Consider the following 12,005-nt stretch of genomic DNA (forward strand, 5'->3'; position numbering starts at 1 on the left):
CCGGCTAACGGAGAAGGCAGCCTTTCGGGGCTGCCTTCTCTGATCGGTTTGAAAAATTGTTCTATTTTTCCTTTTCCTTTGCCGGACGCATGATGACTTTCACGAGGTTGCCGTCGGCGAGGAGCTTTTTGGCGAGGGCCTGCACGTCGGCATTCGTGAGGTTGCGGACGGCCTGCTCGTATTGGCCGACGTAGTCCAGCCCCGAGCCGTATTTGGCCTGGATGTAGTTCATCCATCCCGAATTCATCTCCAGACTGTTTTTCCAGCTTTTGAGCATGAACTCGCGGGTTTTCTCGATGTCCTCGCTTCTGGGGCCGTTCGCGGCGATCTCCTCGATCTCTTTCATCACGATTTCGCACAGCTCGTCGGCCATCTCCTCGTTGGTGTCGAACGAGATGGTCATGTCGTAGGTCTCGCGGGGGATGTATTCCGTCGAACCCTGGACGCTTACGCCGTAGGTGCCGCCCTTCTCCTCGCGGATCGAGATCAGGTAGCGCGAATCGAGCGCCTGGGTGAGGAACGTCAGGGCCACCTTGTCCTTGAACGTGTAGGGCATCTTGCCCGAGAAGTAGTAAACCACCGACACCTTCGGCTGCTGCATCGGGGCGGTGAACTCCTCCGCAACCTCGCCTTTGACGGGTTCTACCTTGTCATCGACGTAATTCAGGGGCTTCCTGGCGGCGGGGATCGAACCGATGTACTTCTCCGCGAGAGGTTTCAGCGTTTCGGGGTCGATGTTGCCCACGAACGTGAAGACGAATCCGTTGGCGCCGGGGTAGAGTTTCGCGTAGACGGCGGGCAGCCGCTCGAAGTCGAATTTGTCGATGATCTTGTTCGAGATCATCTGCCGGCGGGGGTTGTGGCCGTAGGTCACGTCGATCACCTTCTCCTGCATCAGGTAGTCGGGGTTCGTGCGGGCGTTCTCCAGCTGCGAGCGGAGCATCTTGATCAGGTTGTCGTAGTCGTTGCGGTCGAAGCGCGGCTGCGTGAAGTTGAGGTAGAGCAGTTGGAGCATCGTCTCGATGTCCTTGGGCGAGCAGACACCCTTCATGGCGCTGGCGTAGTTCTCCACCGAAGGCTGCACCGACGCCGTTTTGCCCGAAAGCTGCTTCTTGAGCTCCGTGGCCGGGAATTTGCCGACGCCCGACATCGAGTTCACGGCAGGCATCATCTCGCCCATGTAGAACTCCCCGTCGGAGAGCACCGACAGACCGCCTTTGGCGACGGCGCTCATGCGCACCTCGTCGGCCTTGAAATCCGTGTGTTTCACGACGACCTTCGCACCGTTGGCCAGCGTCCATTCCGTCGTGCCGAGTTCGGCGTCTTCGGCCGTCTTCTTCACGGGCGAACCTTTCAGAACGGTGCCTTCGGGAATCAGCGGCTCCTTGACCACATTGTCCTCGTAGGCGGCGACTTCGCCGGCGGCCACCTTGTCGCGGATGGCGAGCAGCTCTTCGGCGGTCGGCGCCGCGAGCCCCTCCTTCTCGGGGGCGGTGACGATGATGACCTGATTGTTCGGGGTGATGGTCTGCGCGGCGAAGGCGTTGACGGCATCGACGTTGAGCATCCTGATCAGCATGCTGTCGAGCTGCCATTCGGTCTCGGCGTCGGGCATCGGGGTGTTCTTGCTGTAATTGTTCAGGTAGGTCTGCACGAACTCGCCGTTGCGGCGGTCGTTGCGGTTGGCGTAGGTGCGTTCGGCCTGGCGCATCAGGTTCTCCTGGGCGCGTTCGAACTCACCCTGCGTGAAGCCGTGGCGGCGGACCCTCTCCAGCTCGGTGCAGAGCGTCTCGAAGCCGCGGGCCAGCTTGCCGTCCTGCGTCATCGCAACGAATACCGTGGCGTTGAGCGTCGGGATGATGCCGATCACGTCGCCCGTGCCCATGCCGGCGCCGAGGAACGGTGCGTCGGGCTGCATGGCGATCTCTTGCAGGCGGGCGTTCTCCATGGTCGTCATATAGGCTTCGATCACGTTGTTGGCCTCGGCGACGACCGTATTGGCCAGCTGCTCGGGGAGCGCCGGGCGCTTGATGAAGAGCTGCACCTTCGTGCCCTGCATTTCGGGGTCGGTGAAGATGCTCACGATCGGTTCCTCGTTGTCGGGGACCACGATGGTCTCTTTCTGCGAAGCGGCGGCGGCGGGTGCCGGAATGTCGGCCATCAGCGTCTTGATCTTGTTCTCCACGGCGTCCACGTCGATGTCGCCCACGACGACGACGGCCTGATAGTCCGGACGGTACCATTGGGCGTAGAAATCCTCCAGCTCCTTATGCCGGAAGCTCTTCAGGCCGTCGAGGTAGCCGATCAGGTTGCGGTGCTCGTATTTCGTGCCCTTGCCCAGCGCTTGCAGCAGCTTCATCGTCGAACGCCACGATGCGCCGTCGCGCGTGCGGAGCTCCTCCATGATCACGCCGCGTTCGGAGTCGATCTCTTTGGGTTCCAGGGCGATGAAGTGCGACCAGTCGTGCAGGATCAGCAGCGCCGAGTCGATGATGCCTTCGCGCGAGGTCGGTACGTCCGAGATGTTGTAGATCGTCTGGTCCCAGCTGGTTCCGGCGTTGAGGTTGGCGCCGAATTTCACGCCCACGGTTTCCAGATACTCCGTGAGCTGCTTGCCCGGGAGGTTCTTGGTGCCGTTGAAAGCCATGTGTTCGAGGAAGTGGGCGAGTCCCTGCTGGGAGTCGTTCTCCTGGATGGCTCCCACGTCGTGCAGGATGTAGAAATCGGCCTGTCCCTTCGGCTTTTCGTTGTGACGGATGTAGTAGGTCATCCCGTTCTCCAGCTTTCCGGTGCGGAGCTCGGGGTCCGCGGGGATCGGCTGGTTCATCTGTGCTGCGGCCCCGGCGGCGGCGAACGCCGCAACGGCCAGCATCATCAATCTTTTCATGGATATTCGTTGTTGGTTTGAATTTCTTATTCCCGGGGTTCCTCCGGACGGTATTCGATGATGTCTCCCGGCTGGCACTCCAGTTCGCGGCAGATCGCTTCGAGCGTCGAAAAGCGGATGGCTTTGGCTTTCCCGTTTTTGAGGATCGAGAGGTTGGCGGGCGTGATATCGACCCGTTCGGCCAGTTCGCCGAGCGACATCTTGCGTTTGGCCATCATTACGTCTATGTTGATGATTATCGCCATAAATTCCTCCCTCTCGTTTTGTGTGTTCGTATCATTTGCATGTCGTTCCTTCTGTTAAATGGTGTATTTCTGCTCTTCGCTCAGGTTCTGGCCGACGGCGAAGACCTCGGCGGCGAAGAGGATCAGAATACCCATGATGATCATAGCGTAGGAGATGCGGAATTCCGTGTTCACGGTGTATCCGCTTCCGGCCAGCAGTTCGGCGGCGCGGCTGTTCATGGCCCAGTTCACGGTGTCGCTGATGAGCTCGGCGAGGATGGTCAGCAGGCCGATGGTGCGCAGATACCAGACGTTCCGTTTGTCGAGCGTGCGCTCCTCGCGGATCGAACGGCGCAGCGAGTGGATGATGACGAACATCAGCACGATGATCCCCAGGTAGAGCAGCGGCACGAGCATCACCAGCGCATAGAGCCATGCGCTGCCGCCCACCGAGCGGAATGCCAGCCCCAGCGGCGAAGCGCCCGGGGCGTCCTGCTCGACGATCAGCCCGAGCCGTTTGACGCTCGCGCTGATCTCCACGCCCGGGGCGGACGTGATTGCGAGGGTGTTCCCGGGCTGTTCCGTGATCTGGATATCGCTCAGCATGTAGATCATGCGGGGAATCCCCGATTTCCACTTCTCGGCAATGTCGTTGCCCATCTCGACGCCTTCGGCCGCACCCCGTGTGAAATTGGGCAGGATGCCGTGCGCGACGCTTGCCACGAGTACGATGAAGAACGTGATGTAGATGACCAGCAGACGTTGCAGGAGCGGTTTTTTATTTTGCATCTCTCTTTCTTTTGGTTTTTACTTCTGCAAATATACCATATATTTTCGAAAAACAAATAATATTTATCGTTTTTCGATAAAAATGATTGAAGGGGCCGAAAAAAGACGGCACACAGTGCCGTCTTTGCAGGGATTCGGGACGGGTTACGCCACGTTGTCTTTCAGCTGTTTCCAGTACGAAGCGTTGATGGCCATGCCGACCGACATGATGATCACGATCAGGGCGAACATCACGATGAACGTGATGAAGCCGACGTTGATCATGCCGCAGATCACGTTGAATATCTGTAGGACGATAACGGCGGCGATGCCGAATACGAGTGCCACGGCGAACATCGTCCATTTGCTGCCGTAGGTGGCGTCGTTCGAAGCGCGGATGGCCTCGATGGGGTTCTTGCCCTTCTCGATCAGGAAGTAGTAGGCCAGCGTCCAGGCGAGCGAAAGCACGATGCCGGGGACGAACATGAAGAGGAAGGCGATGGAGGTCGGGATGACCATCAGGCCCATGGTGATGAGGAATTCGCCCATGTAGCGGCGGTACTTGCTGTCGAAGATTCCCAGCGGGTTGATCACTTCGCCCTTGGCCAGCTGCGTCGGCAGCAGGGTGATGGCGATGAAGGTTCCGATGTTGATGTAGGGAATCCAGATCGTGACCAGAAACAGGGCGACGGCCGCAATGACCGAAGGTGCGTTCTTCATGCCGATCGTGATGGCGTCTTTGAAGGTTTCCGTGAAATCGAGTTGCTTCATTTCCATAACTAACAGGTTTAAGGGTTAATATCAGAAACAAATATACAAAAAAATCGTATCTTTGCCTGCATGAAACGCTAAAATGCAAGCGAATGGCAGAAAAATCACGCTATGATTACCGGGTCGAGCCTCAGGATGTGGATTTCATGCTGCGGGCGACGATCTCCTCGCTGGGGGCTGCGATCCTCAATACGGCGGGCATCGACGCCCACGGCAAAGGCTTCGGCGTCGATGCGCTGAATGCCGACAACCACTCGTGGGTGCTTTCGCGTATGGCCGTGGAGTTCGATTCCCGGCCCGTGCAGTACACCGATTACGAGGTTGCGACGTGGATCAGCGACTACGGGCGTGTGCTTTCGACACGTAATTTCACGCTGACCGACACGGCTTCGGGGCGCGAGTTCGGCCGGGCCGTGACGCAGTGGGCGATGATCGACCTGCAAAGCCGCTCGGCGATCGACCTTTCGTGGGTGGGCGACGCCCATGCCGACGCTGTCGTCGATGCCGCTCCCCCGACGGACAAACCGCGCAAGATCCGCGAGGTGAATCCCACGGAGACCGCCGACCACCGTGTCGTGTACAGCGACATCGACTTCAACCGCCATGTCAATACGATGCGCTATATCGAGATGATGCTCGACATGCTTCCCGTCGGGATGCTGACCCGGGAGGCGCCCGTGCGGCTGGACATCCATTTCCTGAAAGAGTGCCGTTTCGGGCAGACGCTGACGGTGGGGTGCGAGCAGCGGGAGCATTCGGCGCTGTTCGAGATCTCGGCCGAGGGCGCTGCGGCCGTGCGTGCCTCTATCGAATGGAAATAGGTCCGGGCGGCGTGTCGCGTCGGCGGCTTGTGGAACGGGTTTTGCAGCTATGGCGGCAAAACCTTTTTCATTATGGAAAGCGCGACTAAGACACAGACACAGAACAAGTATCAGGTGAGCATCGACCTGCTGAACGATGCCGTGGGCAAGGAGATCGCAACTTCGTTGCAGTACATGTATTTCCACACCCATTTCGAGGACGACCGTTACCAGTATCTTTCGAAGATCATGCGCGAGATCTCGATCGCCGAGATGCGCCATATCGAGGAGTTCTCCGACCGCATCCTGTTTTTGCAGGGCGACGTGGACATGAACGCTTCGTTCCGCACCAAGCAGGTCACCGAGGTCAAGGAGATGCTGCGGATGGCCATGCAGCTGGAGCAGAGCACGATCGACAGCTACAACGAGGCTTCGCGCCTGGCCGCCGAGCACAAGGACGCCGTGACGCACAAGATGTTCCAGGACATCATCGCCGAAGAGGAGCAGCATCTCGACACCTTCCGCACCGAGCTGCAAAACCTGCTGGACTACGGCGAAGAGTACCTGGCCTTGCAGTCGGCCGCCGGCAGCAAGCGCACGTCGAAGAGCTTCGGACACCCGGGCGGCGGCGAATAGCCGGAGCCGTAACGGCACTTTTAGGAAGCCGGACCGTTTTACAGGGACGGATGCAAAACTGAATTGCATCCGTCCCGGTATTTTTATATCTTTGGCGTCGTTACGACGCTTTTAGGAGGCCGGAAGGTTTTGCCGGACCGGATGCGGTTCGGTTTTGGCGCAGGCCGACTTTTTACTATCTTTGGCGTCGTTACGACGCTTTTAGGAGGCCGAAAGGTTTTGCCGGATCGGATGCGGTTCGGTTTTGGCATAGGCCGACTTTTTACTATCTTTTGTATATATGAAAATAACGATTTTAGGACCTGCGCATCCCTACCGGGGCGGTTTGGCGTCGATCATGGAGATCATGGCCCGCACCTTCCAGCGGCGGGGCAACGAGGTCGATATCAAGACATTTACGCTGCAATATCCCTCGCTGCTGTTCCCCGGCGAGAGCCAGACGGTCGATACGCCGCCGCCCGCCGATCTGCGCATCTGCCGGTGCGTCAATACGATGAATCCCCTGAACTGGCTGCGCGTCGGCCGCCGTATCCGGCGCGAGCGTCCCGATTTCGTGCTGATGAAGTACTGGACGCCCTTCATGGCGCCCTGTTTCGGCACCATCGCCCGGCTGGCCCGCGGCAACGGCCACACGAAAGTCCTGTGCCAGATCGACAACGTCGAGCCCCACGAACACCACCTGACCGACAAATCGTTCAACCGCTACTACCTGCGTTCGGTGGACGGGTTCGTCTATATGTCCGAGCAGGTCCGCGGCGAGCTGAAAGCCTACACCGATGCCCCGGCGCTGTTCTCGCCGCATCCGCTGTTCGAGAATTTCGGCGAACGGGTCGAGCGTTCCGAGGCGTGCGTGCGGCTGGGACTGGACCCTGCGAACCGCTATGCGCTCTTTTTCGGACTGATCCGCGACTACAAGGGTCTCGATCTGCTGCTCGATGCGTGGGCGCGGCTCAGACGCGCCGGGCGGACCGAAGGACGCCGGCTGATCGTGGCGGGGGAGTTCTACACCGCGAAGGAACCCTATCTGAAGCAGATCGCCGACAACGGTTTGCAGGAAGAGGTGCTGCTGCACGACCGTTTCATTCCCGACGACGACGTGAAATATTACTTTTCGGCGGCCGATTTCGTCGTACAGCCCTACAAGACCGCCACGCAGAGCGGCGTGACGCAGATCGCCTACCAGTTCTGCGTGCCGATGGTCGTCACGAAGGTCGGGGGACTGGCCGAGATCGTGCCCGACGGCCGGGTGGGGTATGTCTGCGAACCCACGCCCGAAGGGGTTGCCGGCGCCATCGAACGGATGTACGAAGGGGACACGCTTCAACGCTTCCGGGAAAACTGCGTCGAGGAACGCCGCCGCTTTTCGTGGGAGGAGATGTGCAGCCGCATTGCGGAGCTCTACGAAAAGGTCGCTGCCGGGCGGTGATAAAAACGGGAGCAGTCCTGCATCGCAGGACTGCTCCTCTTCTTCATTTATTCGGGGTGTAGCTTGGGCTACTTCTTGATATTGGGCAGTTCCAGCCCGTATTTCTTTTTCCGGTCCTCGGCTTTGAGCCAGATTCCCAGCAGCATCGCCAGCACGCCGCATGCGACGAAGATCAGCATCGGGCGCGTGTAGTCATAAGGTGCTCCGGCGGCCCGGTTGGCGTTGAAGTATTTGAGCGCGAATCCGAAGAGCATCGGGAAGAGGCACAGTCCGATGTTCTGAATCCAGAAGATCAGCGAATAGGCCGAACCCAGATAGCGCGTCTCCACGATCTTGGGGACCGAAGGCCAGAGCGCCGCCGGAACCAGCGAGAACGAGATGCCGAGCAGGACGATCGAACCATAGGCGATGGGTTTGCTCGGGTACTCCGGGAGCACGAACGCGAAGGTCAGGTGGCAGACGATCATCAGCACCGCGCCGAGAATGAGCATCGTGGCGCCCTTGCCCTTGTGGTCGAGGTAGCGGCCCAGGAAGGGGGTGATGGCCGCCGCACCCATCGGGAACCAGCGGAAGATGTCGGCGGCGGTCTGCGCCGAGACTCCGAGATTGCTCTCCAGCATGTTCGTGGCGAAGCGCTGGAAGGGGAAGATGGCCGAGTAGTAGAGCACGCAGAGGAATGCGATGATCCAGAACACCTTGCTGCTCAGGATGAATTTCAGGTCGCTGACCTTGAACTCCTCCTCGCTGCCGCCTCCGCCACGGCTGTTGAGGCCGAGTTGTTTGTCCAGCTTGCGGTCCATGACCGAGAAGATCACGAAGGTCAGCAGGCCGATCAGCAGCAGTACGGTGCAGAACGCCACGGGGCGCACGACCGTCGCGGGAGCCATGTCGGCCAGCCAGGGCGAGATCGAGAAGATTGCGAAGACGCCGACGCGCGCGATCGCCATTTCGAGTCCCATGGCCAAAGCCATCTCCTTGCCTTCGAACCATTTGGCGATGGCTTTCGACACGGTGATGCCGGCCATCTCCATGCCGCAGCCGAAGATCATGAAGCCCAGCGACGCCAGCTTGGCCGATGCGGGGAAGGAGCTCCACCACGAGTTGAGCCACATTTCGATCCCCGAACCCGCGAACGAGTCGCTCACGGCGTAGTATTTCAGGCAGGCTCCGATGAACATCAGCGACGCCGACAGCTGGCCGGTGAACCGCACGCCCATCTTGTCGAGGATGATGCCCGCGAGAATGAGGAATCCGAAGACGTTGAGGATGAATTCCGAACTGCCGTACATGCCGAACACGTCGGGCGTCCACCCGCGCTGCGCCTCGATCATGCTCTGGAGCGGCGACATGAGATCGACAAACATGTAGCCGAAAAACATCGTGGATGCGATGAGTAACAACGCCGTCCATCGGGCCACGGGCGAATCGTTGAGTTTGCGTTGGATAGTTTCTGACATTTATCTGTGTTGTTTGAGTTAGTTTTCCGGCTGTGCGTAGCGTTTCAGCACCTCGTAGGCTTCGAGGATGCCCAGTTCGCCGGCCTTCGAGATGTCGAGACAGCCCTTGCGGGTGTCTTTCATGAATATCTGGATGATACCGCGGTTGTAGTACGCCTCGGCGAATGCGGGGTTCAGCTCGATGGCTTTCGAATAGTCCTCGTAAGCCTCCGGCAGACTGCCCGAAAGGGCCAGCAGGTTGGCGCGGTTGTAGTAGGCGTGGGCGAAATCGGGGAAGAGCTTGACGGCCTTGTTCAGGTCGGCTACGGCCTCGTCGTAGCTGTACGTGCGTTTCGAATTGTTGTTCAGCCGGTTGGCGGGGTCCGAGTCGATCGTGATCCGCTGGTACGAATTGTCGATCGACGAGATGAAGTCGATCATCTCGGCGCGTGTCGTCGAGCGGTTCAGATAGAGGAACGGGTTCGACGGATTGAGCTCGATGGCCGACGAATAGGTGTTCACCGAGTTGGTGTACTGCTTGATGAGCGACTGCGTGACGCCGCGCTCGAAGAGCACCGTCCACGAGGGGTTGCTCGCATTGAGCTCCTGTACGTACTGTTTGTCGAGCAGTACGAGCGAGTCGGCCGGGATGTTGCTTTCGCGGCACGAGAGGGTGAGGTACTCGTTGTCGATGCGCTTGCGGAAATCCTCCACGCGTTGCAGGTGGTAGGGTTTGACGGCCGGCAGGGAGTCGGCGCGCATCAGCGTGAACTTGAACAGCGGCAGGAGGCGCATCTCCTCGCGGCCGCCGTTGTGGCCCGTGATGCGGTCGAAGCTGCCGCCCGCGAACTTGCTGTCGAACGACAGCAGGCGGTCGAAGCGCTGCGTGGTGTCGGCGTAGATCGAATAGGTGCTGTCGCTCAGGCGCGAACGGTATTCGGCGATCTTTTGCTGGGCGATCGCGCGGTCGGACTTGGCGCCCTGCGGGTCGTTCAGGTATTCGCGCAGGCGTCCGCGGTAGATGTAGGCGTTGGCGAAGTCGGGATAGAGCTTGATGGCCGACGTATAGTCCGCCACGGCCTGCTCGATCTCGCCCAGCTGGGCGTAGACGCCCGCCCGGTTGTAGTAGACCAGCACGTTGTTGGGCGAGTAGAGCGCCACCTTGTCGTAATCCTCCAAAGCGCGGTTGTAGTCGCCGATCTGCGTGCGCAGCATGGCGCGGTTGAAATAGGTCAGCGAGTTGGTCGAATCCAGCTGGATCACCTTGTCGAAATCCGCGAGCGCCTGCATCGGGCGGTTGGTGGCGTTGTAGACCAGCGCGCGGTTGAAATAGGAGAGCAGATAGGTGGAGTCGCACGAAATGGCCTTGTTGAAATCCGCTTCGGCCTCCTTGTACTGCTCCTGTTGCAGGTGCAGCGATCCGCGGCGGTTGTAGCCGTTGGGATTTTCGCGGTTGGTGCGGATCGCGGTGTTGAAATTCTCGTAGGCCCGCGTGGTGTCTTTCAGATGCAGGTAGCTGAGGCCCCGGCAGATGAAGGCGTCGGCGACCTTGTTCTCCTGGCGGATGAACTTGTCGAAATCCTCGATGGCCTCCTTGAACTGCTGGTTCAGCAGGCGCGTCACGCCGCGGCTGTAATAGGGGCCGGGCAGGTCGGGGCGCAATTCGATCGCTTCGCGGAAATCCTGCAAGGCGTCGTCGTAGTTGCCCAGCCGCGAGCGGGTGATGGCGCGGTAGGTGTATGCCTGGGTGTAGACGGGATTCAGCCGGATGGCGGTCGAGAAATCGGCTTCGGCGCCCAGCAGGTCGTCGAGGTTGTATTTGGCGATGCCGCGCAGGAAATAGCCTTCGAAGGCGTCCTCGTCGAATCGCAACAGGGTGTTCAGGGTGCGGATGGCCTCCTGGTAGTCGTTGTTCATCATCGACGAACGGCCCATCCAGAAGAAATACTCCCGGTTGTACTGTGCGCGCGCCTTCATGCCGCACAGCAGGGCGGCTCCCAGTATGATTCCGAAGATGAATTTCCGCATGTCCGAATTTTCGTTTGCTTTTTTAACGGCCTTTCCGTTCGATTTATTATTCCTGTTCGTATCCGAAACGGCGCAGCTGGCGTTCGTCGTTGCGCCAGTCGTCGCTGACCTTGACGAAGAGTTGCAGGAAGACTTTCTTGCCGAGGAACTGTTCCATATCCTCGCGGGCCGTCTGTCCCACTCTCTTGAGTTTCTCGCCCTTGTGGCCGATCAGGATGCCTTTCTGCGAGTCGCGGGCCACGTAGATCGTCGCCGCGATGCGGTCGATGGCCGGCTCCTCCTTGTAGCTCTCGATCTCGATCTCGCAGCAGTAGGGGATCTCCTTGTCGTAGAATTTGAGGATCTTCTCGCGGATGATCTCCGAGGCGAAGAAGCGCAGGGTCTTGTCCGTGAGCGTATCTTTGGGGTAGAACGCCGGGCCTTCGGGCAGCAGTTCGAGGATGGTTCTGAAAAGCCCCTCGACATTGAAGTTCTCCTTGGCCGACACCGGGACGATCCGCGCTCCGGGAATCTCCGCCTGCCATCTCTCCACCAGCGCGTCCAATGCTTCGGGCGTCGAAAGGTCGATCTTGTTGATGACCACGATCGTCGGGATGCCGCTCCGGCTGATGCGTTCGATGATCTCGGCCGAGCGGTCGCTCCGTTCGACCGTGTCCGTCACGTAGAGGATCACGTCGGCGTCGGTCACGGCCCCGGTCACGAACTTCATCATCGACTCCTGCAACTTGTACGAGGGTTTCAGGATGCCCGGCGTGTCGGAGTAGACGATCTGGAAATCCTCCCCCGAGACGATGCCCATGATGCGGTGGCGCGTGGTCTGCGCCTTGGAGGTGATGATCGAAAGCCGTTCGCCGACCAGTGCGTTCATCAGCGTCGATTTGCCCACGTTGGGATTGCCGATGATATTTACGAAGCCCGATTTGTGCATTGGAATATGCTGTTTTGAGCAACAAAGATAGGTTTTTTATCGAATTTATCCTATATTTGCTCAACAATATACCAAAATCGGGCTGCCTATGGAACGGTAGA

The 12,005-nt window shown here is 59.2% G+C and carries 10 protein-coding genes; 3 read left to right on the forward strand and 7 right to left on the reverse strand.

What is annotated here, in order from left to right; translation table 11 throughout:
• Window positions 1-61: 61 nt before the first annotated feature.
• From WMO46_RS11135 to WMO46_RS11150, 4 genes are all read right to left on the reverse strand, one after another.
• On the reverse strand, window positions 62-2,872 hold the full coding sequence (locus WMO46_RS11135; RefSeq protein ID WP_349094397.1) for a M16 family metallopeptidase: 2,811 nt from the start codon (window positions 2,870-2,872) through the stop codon (window positions 62-64).
• 41 nt (window positions 2,873-2,913) lie between these two features.
• A complete protein-coding gene (locus tag WMO46_RS11140; protein WP_026076372.1) occupies window positions 2,914-3,132 on the reverse strand; it encodes a helix-turn-helix domain-containing protein in 219 nt (72 codons plus the stop codon).
• 54 nt (window positions 3,133-3,186) lie between these two features.
• A complete protein-coding gene (locus WMO46_RS11145; RefSeq protein WP_019150018.1) occupies window positions 3,187-3,900 on the reverse strand; it encodes a DUF2975 domain-containing protein in 714 nt (237 codons plus the stop codon).
• 144 nt (window positions 3,901-4,044) lie between these two features.
• Window positions 4,045-4,656, reverse strand: a complete 612-nt coding sequence (locus WMO46_RS11150; RefSeq protein WP_276714534.1) for a hypothetical protein — start codon at window positions 4,654-4,656, stop codon at window positions 4,045-4,047.
• A gap of 86 nt (window positions 4,657-4,742) precedes the next feature.
• On the opposite strand from WMO46_RS11150, the gene WMO46_RS11155 reads away from it, so the two are divergent.
• From WMO46_RS11155 to WMO46_RS11165, 3 genes are all read left to right on the forward strand, one after another.
• The gene (locus tag WMO46_RS11155; RefSeq protein ID WP_349094383.1) at window positions 4,743-5,471 is read left to right on the forward strand and encodes an acyl-[acyl-carrier-protein] thioesterase; all 729 of its coding nucleotides are present in this window, start codon (window positions 4,743-4,745) and stop codon (window positions 5,469-5,471) included.
• 72 nt (window positions 5,472-5,543) lie between these two features.
• Window positions 5,544-6,086, forward strand: coding sequence for a ferritin-like domain-containing protein (locus WMO46_RS11160; protein WP_019150021.1), 543 nt, complete (start codon window positions 5,544-5,546; stop codon window positions 6,084-6,086).
• A 280-nt stretch (window positions 6,087-6,366) separates the two neighbouring features.
• Window positions 6,367-7,512, forward strand: a complete 1,146-nt coding sequence (locus WMO46_RS11165) for a glycosyltransferase (protein ID WP_349094384.1) — start codon at window positions 6,367-6,369, stop codon at window positions 7,510-7,512.
• A 68-nt stretch (window positions 7,513-7,580) separates the two neighbouring features.
• Here WMO46_RS11165 and WMO46_RS11170 read toward each other — a convergent pair whose 3' ends face one another.
• From WMO46_RS11170 to era, 3 genes are read right to left on the reverse strand one after another with little or no spacing between them, the layout of a single operon-like run.
• Window positions 7,581-8,969, reverse strand: a complete 1,389-nt coding sequence (locus tag WMO46_RS11170) for an MFS transporter (protein ID WP_026076373.1) — start codon at window positions 8,967-8,969, stop codon at window positions 7,581-7,583.
• A gap of 18 nt (window positions 8,970-8,987) precedes the next feature.
• A complete protein-coding gene (locus WMO46_RS11175) occupies window positions 8,988-10,976 on the reverse strand; it encodes a tetratricopeptide repeat protein (protein ID WP_129650179.1) in 1,989 nt (662 codons plus the stop codon).
• Between the two features lie 46 nt (window positions 10,977-11,022).
• Complete coding sequence (era, locus tag WMO46_RS11180) at window positions 11,023-11,904, reverse strand: GTPase Era (RefSeq protein WP_019150026.1); 882 nt, start codon at window positions 11,902-11,904, stop codon at window positions 11,023-11,025.
• Window positions 11,905-12,005 lie beyond the last annotated feature (101 nt).

The organism is Alistipes intestinihominis (genome assembly GCF_040095975.1).
Classification (GTDB): Bacteria; Bacteroidota; Bacteroidia; order Bacteroidales; family Rikenellaceae; genus Alistipes; species Alistipes senegalensis.

Coding starts and splice junctions, on each gene's coding strand:
- WMO46_RS11135 (WP_349094397.1), bottom strand. CDS start 2,872: ATGCTGGCCGTTGCGGCGTTCGCCGCCGCCGGGGCCGCAGCACAGATG.
- WMO46_RS11140 (WP_026076372.1), bottom strand. CDS start 3,132: ATGGCGATAATCATCAACATAGACGTAATGATGGCCAAACGCAAGATG.
- WMO46_RS11145 (WP_019150018.1), bottom strand. CDS start 3,900: ATGCAAAATAAAAAACCGCTCCTGCAACGTCTGCTGGTCATCTACATC.
- WMO46_RS11150 (WP_276714534.1), bottom strand. CDS start 4,656: ATGGAAATGAAGCAACTCGATTTCACGGAAACCTTCAAAGACGCCATC.
- WMO46_RS11155 (WP_349094383.1), top strand. CDS start 4,743: ATGGCAGAAAAATCACGCTATGATTACCGGGTCGAGCCTCAGGATGTG.
- WMO46_RS11160 (WP_019150021.1), top strand. CDS start 5,544: ATGGAAAGCGCGACTAAGACACAGACACAGAACAAGTATCAGGTGAGC.
- WMO46_RS11165 (WP_349094384.1), top strand. CDS start 6,367: ATGAAAATAACGATTTTAGGACCTGCGCATCCCTACCGGGGCGGTTTG.
- WMO46_RS11170 (WP_026076373.1), bottom strand. CDS start 8,969: ATGTCAGAAACTATCCAACGCAAACTCAACGATTCGCCCGTGGCCCGA.
- WMO46_RS11175 (WP_129650179.1), bottom strand. CDS start 10,976: ATGCGGAAATTCATCTTCGGAATCATACTGGGAGCCGCCCTGCTGTGC.
- era (WP_019150026.1), bottom strand. CDS start 11,904: ATGCACAAATCGGGCTTCGTAAATATCATCGGCAATCCCAACGTGGGC.